This window comes from Streptomyces sp. 378, from assembly GCF_030124145.1.
In the GTDB taxonomy this organism is placed as follows: domain Bacteria; phylum Actinomycetota; class Actinomycetes; order Streptomycetales; family Streptomycetaceae; genus Streptomyces.
Genome location: NZ_JASKMS010000026.1, coordinates 86593 through 102106, shown reverse-complemented (window position 1 = coordinate 102106; position 15514 = coordinate 86593). Strand labels below are relative to the sequence as shown.

General features: G+C 72.0%; 14 protein-coding genes. 13 read left to right on the top strand and 1 reads right to left on the bottom strand.

The annotated features are described in order from the left end of the window. The first annotated feature begins 106 nt into the window (after positions 1–106). The 11 genes from pyrG (at position 107) to QNO09_RS29190 (ending at position 13248) form a co-directional block, all read left to right on the top strand. Positions 107–1765 (top strand): CTP synthase, encoded by a 1659-nt coding sequence (gene pyrG, locus QNO09_RS29240; RefSeq protein ID WP_283973269.1) that lies wholly within the window; start codon positions 107–109, stop codon positions 1763–1765. Between the two features lie 94 nt (positions 1766–1859). Then, a complete protein-coding gene (locus QNO09_RS29235) occupies positions 1860–2486 on the top strand; it encodes an NUDIX domain-containing protein (protein ID WP_283973256.1) in 627 nt (208 codons plus the stop codon). A gap of 493 nt (positions 2487–2979) precedes the next feature. Beyond that, positions 2980–5019 (top strand): tetratricopeptide repeat protein, encoded by a 2040-nt coding sequence (locus QNO09_RS29230; protein ID WP_283973255.1) that lies wholly within the window; start codon positions 2980–2982, stop codon positions 5017–5019. A gap of 136 nt (positions 5020–5155) precedes the next feature. Further along, on the top strand, positions 5156–6280 hold the full coding sequence (gene ald / locus QNO09_RS29225) for an alanine dehydrogenase (RefSeq protein WP_283973254.1): 1125 nt from the start codon (positions 5156–5158) through the stop codon (positions 6278–6280). 412 nt (positions 6281–6692) lie between these two features. Further along, positions 6693–7820, top strand: coding sequence for a ParA family protein (locus tag QNO09_RS29220; RefSeq protein ID WP_283973253.1), 1128 nt, complete (start codon positions 6693–6695; stop codon positions 7818–7820). Next, positions 7805–8398 (top strand): hypothetical protein, encoded by a 594-nt coding sequence (locus QNO09_RS29215; RefSeq protein ID WP_283973252.1) that lies wholly within the window; start codon positions 7805–7807, stop codon positions 8396–8398. The genes QNO09_RS29220 and QNO09_RS29215 overlap by 16 nt, the downstream gene beginning before the upstream one ends. An 18-nt stretch (positions 8399–8416) precedes the next feature. Beyond that, positions 8417–9685, top strand: coding sequence for a segregation and condensation protein A (locus QNO09_RS29210; RefSeq protein ID WP_283973251.1), 1269 nt, complete (start codon positions 8417–8419; stop codon positions 9683–9685). After that, positions 9682–10371: an SMC-Scp complex subunit ScpB gene (gene scpB, locus QNO09_RS29205; protein WP_283973250.1), complete on the top strand. Its 690-nt coding sequence runs from the start codon at positions 9682–9684 to the stop codon at positions 10369–10371. The genes QNO09_RS29210 and scpB overlap by 4 nt, the downstream gene beginning before the upstream one ends. After that, positions 10371–11432 carry a pseudouridine synthase gene (locus tag QNO09_RS29200; protein WP_283973249.1) on the top strand — a complete coding sequence of 354 codons (1062 nt, stop codon included), beginning with the start codon at positions 10371–10373 and terminating at the stop codon, positions 11430–11432. Before scpB ends, QNO09_RS29200 begins: the two co-directional genes overlap by 1 nt. A gap of 80 nt (positions 11433–11512) precedes the next feature. Further along, positions 11513–12232: an NUDIX hydrolase gene (locus QNO09_RS29195; protein WP_283973248.1), complete on the top strand. Its 720-nt coding sequence runs from the start codon at positions 11513–11515 to the stop codon at positions 12230–12232. Further along, complete coding sequence (locus tag QNO09_RS29190; RefSeq protein ID WP_283973247.1) at positions 12229–13248, top strand: ADP-ribosylglycohydrolase family protein; 1020 nt, start codon at positions 12229–12231, stop codon at positions 13246–13248. The genes QNO09_RS29195 and QNO09_RS29190 overlap by 4 nt, the downstream gene beginning before the upstream one ends. Before the next feature lie 9 nt (positions 13249–13257). Here QNO09_RS29190 and QNO09_RS29185 read toward each other — a convergent pair whose 3' ends face one another. Beyond that, a complete protein-coding gene (locus QNO09_RS29185) occupies positions 13258–13698 on the bottom strand; it encodes a Rieske (2Fe-2S) protein (protein WP_283973246.1) in 441 nt (146 codons plus the stop codon). Between the two features lie 178 nt (positions 13699–13876). Here QNO09_RS29185 and aroH point away from each other — a divergent pair, with 178 nt between their 5' ends. Both aroH and QNO09_RS29175 read left to right on the top strand, forming a co-directional pair. Continuing rightward, positions 13877–14239, top strand: a complete 363-nt coding sequence (gene aroH, locus QNO09_RS29180) for a chorismate mutase (protein WP_031106761.1) — start codon at positions 13877–13879, stop codon at positions 14237–14239. Then, positions 14236–15321 carry a prephenate dehydrogenase gene (locus QNO09_RS29175; protein WP_283973245.1) on the top strand — a complete coding sequence of 362 codons (1086 nt, stop codon included), beginning with the start codon at positions 14236–14238 and terminating at the stop codon, positions 15319–15321. Before aroH ends, QNO09_RS29175 begins: the two co-directional genes overlap by 4 nt. Positions 15322–15514 lie beyond the last annotated feature (193 nt).

Here is a 15514-nt window from a genome sequence, read left to right as displayed (position 1 = left end):
CTTCCCGACAGGGAACCCCCGAACCGCAGCGACGGCGCCCCGGAGCATTCCGGCGGCCAGCCGCACCGCACCCCCAGACCGCGACCACGGGAGCCCCGTCTTGGCCATGCCGCCCGCCGCTTTTCGTAACTCGACGACCAAGCACATCTTCGTCACCGGGGGTGTCGCCTCCTCGCTCGGCAAGGGCCTGACGGCCTCCAGCCTCGGCATGCTGCTCAAGGCCCGGGGCCTGCGCGTCGTGATGCAGAAGCTCGACCCGTACCTGAACGTCGACCCCGGCACGATGAACCCCTTCCAGCACGGTGAGGTGTTCGTCACCAACGACGGCGCCGAGACCGACCTGGACATCGGCCACTACGAGCGCTTCCTCGACCGCGACCTCGACGGCTCCGCGAACGTCACCACCGGCCAGGTGTACTCCACCGTGATCGCCAAGGAGCGGCGCGGCGAGTACCTGGGCGACACCGTGCAGGTCATCCCGCACATCACCAACGAGATCAAGCACCGCATCCGCCGCATGGCGACGGACGAGGTCGACGTCGTGATCACCGAGGTCGGCGGCACGGTCGGCGACATCGAGTCGCTGCCGTTCCTGGAGACCGTCCGCCAGGTCCGGCACGAGGTCGGCCGTGACAACGTCTTCGTCGTCCACATCTCTCTCCTGCCGTACATCGGTCCCTCGGGTGAGCTGAAGACGAAGCCGACCCAGCACTCGGTTGCCGCCCTGCGCAACATCGGTATCCAGCCGGACGCCATCGTGCTGCGCTGCGACCGCGAGGTGCCCACCGCGATCAAGCGGAAGATCTCGCTGATGTGCGACGTCGACGAGGCCGCCGTCGTCGCCTGCCCCGACGCCCGCTCGATCTACGACATCCCCAAGACCGTGCACGGCGAGGGCCTGGACGCCTATGTCGTGCGCAAGCTGGACCTGCCGTTCCGGGACGTCGACTGGACGACCTGGGACGACCTGCTCGACCGCGTCCACAACCCCGACCACGAGATCACCCTCGCCCTGGTCGGCAAGTACATCGACCTGCCCGACGCCTACCTGTCGGTCACCGAGGCGCTGCGCGCCGGCGGCTTCGCCAACCGCGCCCGCGTGAAGATCAAGTGGGTCACCTCCGACGACTGCAAGACCCCGGCCGGCGCCGCGGCGCAGCTCGGCGACGTCGACGGCATCTGCATCCCCGGCGGCTTCGGCGAGCGCGGTGTGACCGGCAAGGTCGGCGCGATCCGCTACGCCCGCGAGAACAAGGTGCCGCTGCTCGGCCTCTGCCTCGGCCTGCAGTGCATCGTGATCGAGGCCGCGCGCAACCTGGCCGACATCTCCGACGCCAACTCCACCGAGTTCGACCCCGCCACCGGGCACCCGGTCATCTCCACCATGGCCGAGCAGATGGACATCGTCGCCGGTGAGGGTGACATGGGCGGCACCATGCGGCTCGGCATGTACCCGGCGAAGCTGGCCGAGGGCTCCATCGTGCGCGAGGTGTACGACGGCAAGGAGTACGTCGAGGAGCGCCACCGGCACCGCTACGAGGTGAACAACGTCTACCGGGCGGAGCTGGAGAAGCAGGCGGGCATCCTGTTCTCCGGCACCTCGCCGGACGGCAAGCTCGTCGAGTACGTCGAGTACCCGCGCGACGTCCACCCGTACCTGGTCGCCACGCAGGCCCACCCGGAGCTGCGCTCGCGCCCGACGCGTCCGCACCCGCTGTTCGCCGGGCTCGTCAAGGCCGCGGTCGAGCGGAAGACTTCGAAGTAACACACCAGTTGTACGGTGGCCGGGGTGCATCCCTTCAAAGGGTGTGCACCCCGGTTTCGTTTCGGCAGGTCGCAGGGCACGTGGAAGGACAGGCATGACGATCAAGGACACTCCCGAGGAGTGGGAAGTCCGGGCGACGAACACCCCCTTCGTGGGCAACAAGACCTCCGTCCGCACCGACGAGGTGGTCATGCCCGACGGCACCGTGGTCGGCCGTGACTACCAGGTCCACCCGGGCTCCGTGGCCGTCCTCGCCCTCGACGAGACCGACCGCGTCCTGGTCCTGCGCCAGTACCGCCACCCGGTGCGCCACAAGCTGTGGGAGATCCCGGCCGGACTGCTCGACGTCCCCGGCGAGAACCCGCTGCACGCCGCGCAGCGTGAGCTGTACGAGGAGGCGCACGTCAAGGCGGAGGACTGGCGGGTGCTGACCGACGTCTACACCACGCCCGGCGGCTGCGACGAGGCGGTCCGGATCTTCCTCGCGCGCGATCTGTCCGAGGCCGAGGGCGAGCGCTTCGCGGTCGAGGAGGAAGAAGCCGACATGGAGCTCGACCGGGTGCCGGTCGAGGACCTCGTGCGGGGGGTGCTGGCCGGCGAGCTGCACAACAACTGCCTGGTCGTGGGCGTCCTCTCCCTGGTCGCCGCGCGGGGCGGTGACGGCCTTGACGCCCTGCGCCCGGCCCAGGCCCCGTGGCCGGCCCGCCCCTTCGAGGCCTGAACCGTCCGAGGCGGCGGGATCCACGAACCGCCCGGGGCGGGTGCTCGTGCCCGGGCCGGTCTCCGGGAGGTGGGGTGCTCGTGCCCGGGCCCGGTCTTCGGAGGTGGGGTGCTCGTGCCTGGGCCTGGGAGGCGGGGTGCCCGGGCCCGGTCTTCGGAGGTGGGGGTGCCCGGGCCTGGGAGGCGGGGCGCTCCTGGGCGGGCACCGTGCTCGGCGCCGCGCCTGCTGGTCGGGCGGGTGCGGCCACCGGCCGGGCCGGCTCGTACGGCACCGGCGGCAGGCCGTGGCCGCCGGGCCGCCCGGCACCGTCTCCTCGTGGTGAGGCCGACCCGAAACCCCGCGATGTGAAGATCCGCTGATCCGATCGGGGGAAGTGCCGTTCCACCCCTCGCGCTCCACCCGGGAACGTTGCAGAGCGTGAACTAGGCTCTGTGGCACGCCCGAACCGGAGTCCCGGCGGGCTCGCGTGTGCGGTGGGACGGGAGTGTGGCCCGTGACGGATCAGGTCGTGGAGACAGGCGACGTGCGGCCGACCGGGCGCACTGCCGGGCAGATCGAGTTCCTGGGCCGCACACGGGAGTTGAAGGAACTGCGCGCCGACATCGAGCGCGCCGGACTGGACACCCTGTCGGGCCGCAAGGCACCCCGCGCACGCGTGCTGCTCATCGCGGGACGGCCCGGCTCGGGCCGCACCGCGCTCGCCGAGGAACTCGTACGTCAGGTCGCGGACCGTTACCCCGACGGGGTCCTGCGCGCCCGCCTCACCGACCCCGACGGCACTCCGGTACCCGTCGGACGCGCCGCTCGGGACCTCCTCACCGCCCTGGACGAGCAGGCGCCCGCCGGGGCCTGCGAGGACGACCTCACCGACGCCCTGCGCACCGCCCTGGCCGATCGCCGCACCCTGGTCCTGCTGGACGACGCGGCCGACGCCGAACAGGTCGACGCCCTGCTGCCCGACACCCCGGACTGTCTCGTCGTCGCGGTCTCCGAAGGCCCGCTGACCGGCATCTCGGACGTCCGTCCGTGCACCCTGGGCGGCCTGGACGCCAAATCCGGCGTGGAGCTGCTGACCCGGCACACCGGCTCGGTCCGCATCACCGTCGACCCCCGGGCCGCCGAGGGCCTGGCCGAGGAGTGCCAGGGGCAGCCCGCCGCGCTGATGCTGGCGGGCGGCTGGCTCGCGGCCCGCCCCCAGGCCGCCGTCTCCGACCTCGCCAAGCAGTTGCGCGCCGAGGACACCGAGGGCACCGCCCTGACCCGGGTCTTCCGGCTCGCCCACGCCGCCCTGCCCGCGACCGCCGCCCGGATGCTGCGCCTGCTCGCCCTCGCCCCGGCCGGGCTGGTCGATCCGCAGACCGCCTCCGCGCTCGTCGGCTGCTCGGTCGGCAGGGCCCGTACCGTCCTGGACGACTTCGTCGCCCTCGGCTTCCTGCACGCGGTGGACTCCCCGCTGCCGCAGTACGAGGTGCCCGGCTGCCTGCACCCCCAGCTGCGGATCCTCGCCGAGCACCATGAACGCCCGGCCGAGCTCCAGCTGGCCCGCGCCCGCATGCTGGAGCGGACCGTGCGGCTGCTCCAGGCCTGCCGGGCGATCACCGAGACCGACAGCCCCCAGGCGCGCCAGAAACTCCTCGACATGCCGCGCGCCCTGCGCTTCCCGACCCCGCGGGCGGCCGCGGACTGGCTGCGCCTGACCCGGCCCGCCCTGCTGGCCTCGGCCCGGCTCGCGGTCGCCGACGGGGAGCTGGACACCCTGGCCCGACGGCTGATGTCGCAACTGGTGCGGGCGATGGCGGCGCACATCGGCACCCAGGCCGCCGCGCCCGACCTCTACGACATCCACGGCATGGTCCTCGACGTCGCCGAGCGTCGTAACCTGCCTCGCGAGCGGGCCGCCGCCCTGCTGAACCTCGGCGACCTCGACGCCCGCACGGGCCGCACGGCCGACGCCCTGGCGCGCTACCGGCTCGCGCTGGACGCCGGGCGTGAGGTGAACGACCCGTACGCGACCGGCCGCGCGATGGAATCCGTAGGCGGCGCGCACCTGGAGCTCGGCGACTTCGACCGGGCGGCCGACTGGTTCGGCCGCGCCCTGGTCGAACGGCTCGCCCGGGACGAGCGCGCCGAGGCGGCCCGGCTCTACGGGCGGATCGCCGCGGCCCACACCTTCGCGGGCCGCTACGGCGAGGCCCTGCGGAACTGGCGCGCCGCGATCGCCGGGCACCGCAAGAACGGCGATGTGGCCGCCCAGGCACGGGCGCTGAGCGAGCTGGCGCGGGTCCAGGAGTACGCGGGCCGTCCCGAGGAGTCGCTGCGCACCTGCCGAGAGGCCGTGGAGTGGGCGCGGCGCGCCGAGGACCCGCGGTTGCAGGCCGCCCTGCATCTGCGGGTCGCCGACACTCTCGAGCACCTGGGTGATCCCGCGTCGGCCGGGCTGCACCGGGGCGCCGCCGAGCGGATTCTCGGCGACTCAAACCTTCAAACTGAGCCAGACGCCTGCGAAATCCGTACCGCATCAGCTGAAGATTGATGCAATGAAAGGCTAGACAGCGAGAACGCCTTCATTAGACTGGCTCTGCCGCACTTCCCCTGCGGTCTCTCCCGGTGTGCCCGTGTGTGCCCGGGTATGTCTTATTAAGACCCCCATACCCTCTGAGCCAAGGACCGTGATCCACGTGAAGGTCGGCATCCCCCGCGAGGTCAAGAACAACGAGTTCCGGGTGGCCATCACCCCCGCAGGTGTGCACGAGCTGGTGCGCCACGGCCACCAGGTCGTCATCGAGCGCGGCGCCGGCGTCGGCTCCTCGATCCCGGACACCGAGTACGTCGCCGCCGGCGCGCGGATCCTGGACACCGCCGACGAGGTGTGGGCCGCCGCCGACCTGCTGCTGAAGGTCAAGGAGCCCATCGCCGAGGAGTACCACCGCCTCCGCAAGGACCAGACGCTCTTCACCTACCTGCACCTGGCCGCCTCCAAGGAGTGCACGGACGCCCTCCTGGAATCCGGCACCACGGCGATCGCCTACGAGACCGTCGAGCTGCCCAGCCGCGCGCTGCCGCTGCTGGCCCCGATGTCCGAGGTCGCGGGTCGCCTGGCCCCGCAGGTCGGCGCCTACCACCTGATGCGCGCCAACGGCGGCCGGGGCGTGCTGCCCGGCGGTGTCCCCGGTGTGCTGGCCGGCCGGGCCGTCGTGATCGGCGGCGGTGTCTCCGGCTGGAACGCCGCGCAGATCGCCATCGGCATGGGCTTCCACGTGACCCTGCTCGACAAGGACATCAACAAGCTCCGCGAGGCGGACAAGATCTTCGGCACGAAGATCCAGACCGTCGTCTCGAACGCCTTCGAGCTGGAGAAGGCCTGCCTGGAGGCCGACCTCGTCATCGGCGCGGTGCTGATCCCCGGCGCCAAGGCCCCGAAGCTGGTCACCAACGAGCTCGTCTCGCGCATGAAGCCCGGAAGTGTTCTTGTCGACATCGCGATCGACCAGGGCGGCTGCTTCGAGGACTCCCGTCCGACCACCCACGCCGAGCCGGCCTTCCAGGTCCACGACTCGGTCTTCTACTGCGTCGCCAACATGCCCGGCGCGGTGCCGAACACCTCCACCTACGCGCTGACCAACGCCACGCTGCCGTACATCGTCGAGCTGGCCGACCACGGGTGGGTGGGCGCCCTGCGCCGCGACCCCGCGCTGGCCAAGGGCCTCAACACGCATGACGGCAAGGTCGTTTACCGCGAGGTCGCCGAGGCGCACGGCGTGGAGCACGTGGAGCTGTCCTCGCTGCTCGGCTGAACCTCGCGGCCGGTAAGTCGGCTAAGTAACCAACCGGCAAAGGCGATACGTCAACACCCGTCGTCAACGCCGCGCACCCGGCCGGACCTTGCCCGACAAGGTCCGGCCGGATGTGTGTATGGTCACTTCGCGATTCTCGAGCAACTCGCCTCGAACGTAACCCTTCAACCGATTCGCACACCGGTGAAACCTGCCGTGCGACGGCCGTACGCCCTTGACAGCCGGATGTTTCATTGCCGACACATCGGGCCGGGTCCGGCGGATTGTGTTGCTGCGGACGCCCGACACGCCATAGAGTCGCCAATCGTCGGCATGGTGCCACGCTGACCTGTCTAGAAGTTTCCTGGTCACCAAGGAGGTAAGACGACTTGTGAATGAGTCGACATTTACTCCCGGGGGTGGTCAACCAGGAATGCCTGCACGGGACCAGGGTCCCGCGGGGTTCGAGGCTGTCGGCTCCGTCGCTGTGCGCACCTTCGCAGCCCACCAGAGTCAGCAGGCGACTCACACAGCACACCAGAAGATGGATGGCCATCACGTGAACGCCATGGCCGGCGACGGAAGTGGCGCGCCCCACAACCACTTCGCCGACTACGACGAACTGCCCGAGGGGCACTTCTACGACCCCGACGCGGAGTACGAGCCCGACCCCGAGTACGCGGCCACTCTCGCGCCCGACGCGGCCAGACAGCGCCGGGAGCGGGTCGGCCCGACCGGGCGCCCGCTGCCGTACTTCCCGATCCCGGGGCCGCTGCCCGACCACGGTCCCGCGAAGATCATCGCGATGTGCAACCAGAAGGGCGGCGTCGGCAAGACCACGTCGACCATCAACCTGGGTGCCGCGCTCGCGGAGTACGGACGCCGGGTCCTGCTCGTGGACTTCGACCCGCAGGGCGCGCTGTCGGTCGGACTCGGTGTCAATCCGATGGAGCTCGACCTCACCGTCTACAACCTGCTCATGGAGCGGGGGATGGCGGCCGACGAGGTGCTGCTGAAGACGGCGGTCCCCAACATGGACCTGCTGCCCAGCAACATCGACCTGTCGGCGGCCGAGGTCCAGCTGGTCTCCGAGGTCGCCCGCGAGTCGACGCTGCAGCGCGCCCTGAAGCCGCTGCTGCCCGACTACGACTTCATCGTCATCGACTGCCAGCCCTCGCTCGGCCTGCTCACGGTGAACGCCCTGACGGCCGCCCACAAGGTGATAGTGCCTCTGGAGTGCGAGTTCTTCGCACTGCGCGGTGTGGCCCTGTTGACGGAGACCATCGAGAAGGTCCAGGAACGGCTCAACCCGGAGCTGGAGCTCGACGGGATCCTCGCCACGATGTACGACTCGCGCACGGTGCACAGCCGTGAGGTGCTGGCGCGGGTGGTCGAGGCGTTCGACGACCACGTCTACCACACGGTCATCGGGCGCACGGTCCGCTTCCCGGAGACCACGGTCGCCGGTGAGCCGATCACCACGTACGCCTCCAACTCCGTCGGTGCCGCCGCCTACCGCCAGCTCGCCAGGGAGGTGCTCGCCCGGTGTCACGCCGAGTGAGTCTGCCGGGGGCCGACGAACTCTTCCGTACGACAGGGGGGATGGCGCTTCAGTCGTCCCAGCCCAGGCGTCAGGCCAACGGCGACGCCCGGGTGCCCGCTCCGGCGGGGGAGGGCGACGCCGCGGCGGCCGCGGAGGACGCGCCGCAGTCGGTGCCCGCGCAGGGTGGCGACGGCGAGGGCGCCGAGCATGTCGCGGTGGATGCGGAACCGGCCGAGGCCGGGGAGGCCCACAGCCGTTCCGCGGCCGCCGGGCGCTCCGGCTCCGCCCGTCGGCAGACGGCGCAGGAAGGTTCTGCCGCCGGGACCGCGGGTGCCGCGGGAGCCACGTCCCGCAAGCGCGGGCGCAGCCCCTCGCGCCGCCCCAGTGGCCGTGAGCGGCACGACGAGAAGATCACGGTGTACGTGTCGGCCGAGGAGCTCATGGACCTGGAGCACGCCCGTCTCGTGCTCCGCGGTGAGCACGGCCTGGCCGTCGACCGCGGACGCATCGTCCGCGAAGCGGTCGCCGTGGTCCTCGCCGACCTGGAGACCCGCGGAGACGCCAGCATCCTCGTACGACGACTGCGCGGGCGGTAGCGGTAGCCTGCGGGGGCCATGACCTCGAACGTTCCCCCACCACCCCCCGGCGGCCCGGTCGGCCGCCGGCGTGCGCTGGGGCGGGGACCGGCGGCTCCATCGGCCGGGTCTCCTGCGGAGGCGAACGGGACGGCTCCGCCGACTGAGCCCGCCGAGCCGGCGCAGACCGTCCGGCCGGGAGTTTCGGCCGCGGGCGCGGCGGGGGAGGACGTGGCCCGGACGAACGCGGCCCGGACTGACGCGGCCCGGACTGACGTGGCCCGGACTGACGTGGGCTCGGCCGGGCCCGTGGCGTCCTCGACCGGGTCCATGGACGGGGCCCGGCCGCCGCAGGCCGGGGCGTCGCCCGGGGCTGTGGAGCCCGCGGTCCCGCTGGCCCAGGAGTTCGCTGAGGCGGCTCCCGTGGCCGGACCGGCGGAGGCCTCCGGGGCCGATCCCGGCCCCGCCCCGTCGGCACAGGACGCGGAAGCGGCCGACGACGGGGTCTTCAAGGTCCGGCTCGCCAACTTCGAAGGGCCCTTCGACCTGCTGCTGCAGCTGATCTCGCGGCACAAGCTGGACGTCACCGAGGTCGCGCTGTCGAAGGTGACCGACGAGTTCATGGCGTACATCCGGGCCATGGGGCCGGACTGGGACCTGGACGAGACGACCGAGTTCCTGGTCGTCGCCGCCACGCTGCTGGACCTGAAGGCCGCGCGGTTGCTGCCCGCCGCCGAGGTGGAGGACGAGGGCGATCTGGCGCTGCTCGAAGCGCGGGACCTGTTGTTCGCCCGGCTGCTGCAGTACCGCGCGTACAAGCAGATCGCCGACATCTTCAGCGGACGCCTCGACGACGAGGCCCGGCGCTACCCGAGGACCGTCGGGCTGGAGGCGCACCATGCCGAGCTGCTGCCCGACGTCGTCATCAGCATCGGCGCGGAGGGCTTCGCGAAGCTCGCCGTGAAGGCGATGCAGCCCAAGCCCAAGCCGCAGGTCTACGTCGACCACATCCACGCCCCGCTGGTCAGCGTGCAGGAGCAGGCGCAGATCGTCGTGGCCCGGCTCCGGGAGCTCGGCGAGGCCGGCTTCCAGGACCTCGTGGCGGACACCGACGACACCTTGACGATCGTGGCGAGGTTCCTGGCCCTGCTGGAGCTGTACCGCGAGAAGGCCGTCGCGCTGGAACAGGAGACCGCGCTCGGGGACCTGCTCGTACGGTGGACCGGCGGGGACGGGGACGAGACCCCGACCGTCACCGACGAGTTCGACCGGCCGCCCGAGCCGCCGAAGGAGGAGAAGAAGGCGTGAGCGAGCGAACGACCGACCTGCCGGCCGGGCCGCGTGCCGTCGCCGATCTCGACCTCAAGCCGGCCCTGGAGGCCGTCCTCATGGTCGTGGACGAGCCGGCGACCGAGGAGCATCTCGCGCGGATACTGGAGCGGCCCAGACGCCAGATTGCGGACGCCCTGCGCGAACTGGCCGACGAGTACACCGTCCAGGGCCGCGGATTCGAGCTGCGCCACGTCGCGAACGGCTGGCGCTTCTACACCCGGGCCGCGTTCGCCCCGGCCGTCGAGCGCTTCGTCCTGGACGGCCAGCAGGCCCGCCTCACCCAGGCCGCCCTGGAGACCCTGGCTGTCGTCGCCTACCGGCAGCCGGTCAGCCGCAGCCGGGTCTCGGCCGTGCGCGGAGTCAACTGCGACGGTGTCATGCGCACCCTCCTCCAGCGCGGTCTGATAGAGGAGGCGGGCACGGAACCCGAAACAGGTGCGATCCTGTACACGACGACGAACTACTTCCTGGAGCGGATGGGCCTGCGCGGTCTGGACGAGCTCCCGGAGCTCGCGCCCTTCCTCCCGGAGGCGGAGGCGATCGAGGCCGAGACCCAGGAAGGCGTACCGTCGTTCGACCCGGACGCGCCTGACGACGACGTGCCGGGCAGCCGCCCGGCCACCCCGGGTACCGACGACGAAGACGACCAGACGGAACTTTGATGCGAAGCAGCGGCAGCGGCAAGAGCGGCGGGCGCGGTAACCACCGCGGCGCCGGCAACAACAGGGACCAGAAGCAGGGGCAGGGCCGCCCCAGCAAGCCCCGCCCCGAGGAGCGCCGCTACGACGTGGGCCCCGGGGCGACGAAGGACGGCCCCAAGGCCGGGCGCGGCGGTGCCGCGCGCGGCGGCGCCAAGGGGGGGCCCAAGCAGCCCCAGAAGCAGGGGCGCTCGACCCCGGCGCGCCCGCGTGAGTACGACGCGAAGGTCGAGGAGCGCAACCGCGACCGGTACGCCGGCAAGAAGGAGGTCAAGCTCCCCAAGACCTTCCCCGGCGCCGAGCAGGAGGGCGAGCGGCTGCAGAAGGTCCTCGCCCGTGCGGGCTTCGGCTCCCGGCGCGCCTGCGAGGAGCTGATCGAGCAGGCCCGGGTCGAGATCAACGGCGAGATCGTCATGGAGCAGGGGCGGCGCGTCGACCCGGAGAAGGACGAGATCAAGGTCGACGGGCTGACCGTAGCCACGCAGCGCTACCAGTTCTTCGCGCTGAACAAGCCCGCCGGTGTCGTGTCGACCATGGAGGACCCGGACGGCCGGCAGTGCCTCGGTGACTACGTCACCAACCGCGAGACCCGGCTCTTCCACGTCGGCCGGCTCGACACCGAGACCGAGGGCGTCATCCTGCTCACCAACCACGGCGAGCTGGCCCACCGGCTGACCCACCCGAAGTACGGCGTGAAGAAGACCTACCTCGCGCACATCGTCGGACCCATCCCGCGCGACCTGGGCAAGCAGCTGAAGGACGGCATCCAGCTGGAGGACGGCTACGCCCGCGCGGACCACTTCCGGGTCGTCCAGCAGACCGGCAAGAACTACCTCGTCGAGGTCACCCTCCACGAGGGCCGCAAGCACATCGTGCGCCGGATGCTCGCGGAGGCCGGCTTCCCGGTCGACAAGCTGGTGCGGGTCGCCTTCGGGCCGATCACCCTGGGCGACCAGAAGTCGGGCTGGCTGCGGCGGCTGTCCAACACCGAGGTCGGGATGCTGATGCAGGAGGTCGACCTCTAGGCATCACCGCCTCCGAGGGCTTGTGCGTCACCTGCACCCCCTTTTATAGTCAGAGCGACTATAAAAGGGGGTGCAGGTGCATGGCCGACTACGACAAGTACGCCCACGAACCCTTCGCCGTCACCGTCGACCTGGCCGTGTTCACTCTTCGCGAGGGCGCGCTGCACGTGTTGCTCGTCGAGCGCGGGCAGGAGCCGTACGCCGGGCGCCGGGCCCTGCCCGGCGGGTTCGTGCAGCCCGAGGAGTCCGCGGAGACGGCAGCCCGGCGTGAACTCGCCGAGGAAACCGGCCTGTCGGACGTCTCCGGGCTGCATCTGGAGCAGCTGCGGACCTACAGCGAGCCCGGCCGCGACCCCCGGATGCGGGTCGTGTCGATCGCCTTCGCCGCACTGCTGCCCGACGCGCCCGAGGCGCACGGCGGCAGTGACGCGGCCCGGGCCGACTGGCTGCCGTACGACACGGTGGGGCCGCTCGCCTTCGACCACGACCGCATCCTGGCCGACGCCCACGACCGCGTCGGCGCCAAGCTCGAGTACACCTGCCTCGCCACCGCCTTCTGCCCGCCCGAGTTCACCCTCGGCGAGCTCCAGCAGGTCTACGAGACCGTGTGGGGCACCGCCCTGGACCGGCCCAACTTCCGGCGCAAGGTGCTCGCCACGCCGGGCTTCGTCGAACCCGTCCCGGGTGCGGCGCGACTGACCGGCGGCCGGGGCAAACCCGCCGCGCTGTACCGGGCCGGAAGCGCCACCACCCTCCATCCGCCGCTCCTCCGCCCGACCCGGGAAGGACGCCCCGCATGACCATGCTCGTCCACAAGCAGGCCGCCACCGGCGCGCTCACCGGGCTCGCCCTCGGGGACGCGCTCGGTTTCCCGACCGAGTTCAGTGACGTCCCCTCGATCCTCGCCGAGTTCGGTCCGTGGCGGGAGATGGAGCTGCCGCGGCGTGCCCGCGTCTCGGACGACACACAGATGACGCTGGCGCTGGGCCGCGCGGTGCGGACGGCGATGGACCGGGGGCTGCTCACCCCGTTGCGGCTGGCCCGGCCCCTGCGTGAGGAGTTCGTGGACTGGTACCAGTCGCCGGAGAACAACCGGGCCCCCGGCCGCACCTGCCTCAAGGCCTGCTATCTGCTGAAGGACGAAGCCCGTCCCTGGCAGGACGCCGCCCAGATCCAATCCAAGGGCTGCGGTGCCAACATGCGCGTCGCGCCCCTGGGGCTGGTGCCCGGCCTCAGTGACGAACAGCGGGCCGGTGCCGCCCAGTTGCAGGCGGCGCTGACACACGGGCACCCCACGGCCCTGGCGGCCTCCGACCTCACCGCACACGCCGTACGCCTGCTCGCCCAGGGCGCCGAGCCGACCGGGCTGGTCGGGCTGCTCCGCTCGTACGCCCTGGAGAACCGTGGTCACTACCACGAGCGCTGGCTCGGCGACCTGTGGCGCCGGGCCGAGGACCCGAGCCCCGAGCGGTTCATCGCGCGCGGCTGGGACGAGTGCCTGGAGGCCCTCGACCGGCTCCAGCACGCCGTGCGCACCGTCTCGCCGGAGACCGATCCCTGCCTGGCCACCGGCGAGGGCTGGATCGCCGAGGAAGCCCTGGCGACCGGGCTGCTGTGCTTCCTGCTCTTCGTCGACGAGCCGGTGACGGTCCTGCGGCGGGCTGCCTGCACCGTCGGCGACTCGGACTCGATCGCCTGCCTGGCGGGCGCTTTCGCGGGCGCCTGCCTGGGCGCGGAGGCCTGGCCCACCGAGTGGGCCGACCGCGTCGAGTACCGGAGCGACCTGCTCACCCTCGGGGCGCTGTGGGACGCGTGAGGAGGGCCCTCACGCCAGGCGGATCGAGTTCCCCTCCACGGTGATCGGCTCGGCGGGCAGCGGGCGGGTCGCCGGACCCTGAGCCACCGACCCGTCGGTGATCTCGAACCTGCTGCCGTGGCAGGGGCAGTTGATCGTGCCGTCGGAGACGGACCCCACCGTGCAGCGCTGGTGGGTGCAGATCGCCGAGAAGGCCTTGAACCGGCCCTGCTCCGGCTGGGTCACCACGATCTCCTCGTCTTTGAAGATCTTGCCGCCGCCGACCGGGATCTCGTCGATGCCGGCCAGGACCCGGCCGGCGGGCCCGCTGGACGCTCCCTCGGCGGTGGGGGAGTCCGTGGACGCGGAGCCGTTGTCGCCGCCGCCCCCACCGCAGGCCGCGACGAGCGCCGCCGCACCTGACGCGCCCGTGGTGAGGAGAACCGTGCGGCGTGTGGTCTCGTAGCTCATGTCGTCACTCCGGAAGTGCCAAAGAGAGGATGAATCAGAGGTTGGTTCATTTTGCACTGAACCGACCCAAAGCATGCGAACCCGGCGTCTCGCCGGGCGGGCGCCGCGCCCCCGGGCCGCGCGGCTGACTAGGCTGGCCGGAGGCAGAGCGACACGTACGTGAGCAAGGAGCATCGCCGTGGCGGTACGAGCGGTCCGGGGCGCCGTCCAACTCGAACGGGACGAGGCCGGGCACATGGACGAGCAGGTCGGAGCCCTGCTCACGGAGATCCTCGAGCGCAACGATCTCGCCGCCGACGACCTGATCAGCATCTGGTTCACGGCCACGCCCGATCTGCACAGCGACTTCCCGGCGGCCGCCGCCCGCAAGCTGGGCATCGTCGACGTCCCGCTGATCTGCGCCCAGGAACTGGACATCGAGGGCGCCATGCCCCGCGTCGTCCGTGTCCTCGCGCACATCGAGTCCGACCGGCCCCGGGCCGACATCGCCCACGTCTACCTCGGCGCCGCGGCCGCCCTGCGCAAGGACATCGCCCAGTGAGAACCGCACTCGTCATCGGCACCGGCCTCATCGGCACCTCCGCCGCCCTGGCCCTGTCCCAGCGGGGCGTCACCGTGCACCTGGCCGACCCCGACCCGGAGCAGGCCCGTACGGCGGCCGCGCTCGGCGCCGGGACGGACGAGGCCCCCGACGGGCCCGTCGACCTCGTGATCGTCGCCGCCCCGCCCGCGCACGTGGCCGACGTGCTCACCGACGCCATGCGCCGCGGCGCGGGACGCGGCTACCTCGACGTCGCCAGCGTCAAGGGCGGGCCGCGCCGCGAGCTGGAGGAACGCGGCCTCGACCTGACCGCGTACATCGGCTCCCACCCCATGTCGGGGCGGGAGAAGTCCGGCCCGCTGGCCGCGACCGGGGACCTCTTCGAGGGCCGCCCCTGGGTGCTGACCCCGACCCGGGACACCGACACCGAGGTGCTGAACCTCGCCCTGGAGCTGGTCTCCCACTGCCGCGCGGTGCCGGTGGTGATGGACGCCGACGCCCACGACCGTGCCGTCGCCCTCGTCTCCCACATGCCGCACCTGGTCTCCAGCCTGGTCGCCGCGCGGCTGGAGCACGCCGAGGAAACCGCCGTACGGCTGTGCGGGCAGGGCATCCGGGACGTGACGCGGATCGCCGCCTCCGACCCCCGGATGTGGATCGACATCCTCTCCGCGAACCCCGCGCCCGTCGCCGACCTGCTCACGGACGTCGCCGCCGATCTGGAGGAGACCGTGCGGGCCCTGCGCGCCCTGCAGTCCTCCGACGAGCACAAGCGCCGCGAGGGCGCCGGCGGGATCGAGGACGTGCTGCGGCGCGGCAACGCCGGGCAGGTCCGCGTCCCCGGCAAGCACGGGTCCGCGCCCCGGGCCTACGAGGTCGTGGCCGTGCTCATCGACGACCAGCCGGGACAGCTCGCCCGAATCTTCGCCGACGCGGGCATGGCCGGCGTCAACATCGAGGACGTACGGATCGAGCACGCGACGGGTCAGCAGGCGGGTCTGGTGCAGTTGATGGTGGAGCCGAAGGCGGCCCCCGTGCTGAGCGCCGCGCTGCGGGAACGGGGCTGGGCACTCCGGCAGTAGCTCCGGCAGCAGGAGGCCGGCCGGTTCGTGCGCCGCGTCCGGGGACCGCCGCCCCGGTTCCCGCCTCGACCTGAACGGCCTCGTCCGCAGGCGCCGGCCGGGCTGGACGCGGCTGAGCGCCGCCGCCGGCTGTGCGAGGGGAGCGGCCCGGGTGCGGGGGCGGGGTGTCGGCTGTGCGAGGGGGCGGCCCGGG

What these genes read in the sequence shown, in the direction of transcription:
- pyrG (WP_283973269.1), top strand. Translation starts at nt 107, where the DNA reads ATGCCGCCCGCCGCTTTTCGTAACTCGACGACCAAGCACATCTTCGTC.
- QNO09_RS29235 (WP_283973256.1), top strand. Translation starts at nt 1,860, where the DNA reads ATGACGATCAAGGACACTCCCGAGGAGTGGGAAGTCCGGGCGACGAAC.
- QNO09_RS29220 (WP_283973253.1), top strand. Translation starts at nt 6,693, where the DNA reads ATGCCTGCACGGGACCAGGGTCCCGCGGGGTTCGAGGCTGTCGGCTCC.
- QNO09_RS29210 (WP_283973251.1), top strand. Translation starts at nt 8,417, where the DNA reads ATGACCTCGAACGTTCCCCCACCACCCCCCGGCGGCCCGGTCGGCCGC.
- QNO09_RS29200 (WP_283973249.1), top strand. Translation starts at nt 10,371, where the DNA reads ATGCGAAGCAGCGGCAGCGGCAAGAGCGGCGGGCGCGGTAACCACCGC.
- QNO09_RS29195 (WP_283973248.1), top strand. Translation starts at nt 11,513, where the DNA reads ATGGCCGACTACGACAAGTACGCCCACGAACCCTTCGCCGTCACCGTC.
- QNO09_RS29190 (WP_283973247.1), top strand. Translation starts at nt 12,229, where the DNA reads ATGACCATGCTCGTCCACAAGCAGGCCGCCACCGGCGCGCTCACCGGG.
- QNO09_RS29185 (WP_283973246.1), bottom strand. Translation starts at nt 13,698, where the DNA reads ATGAGCTACGAGACCACACGCCGCACGGTTCTCCTCACCACGGGCGCG.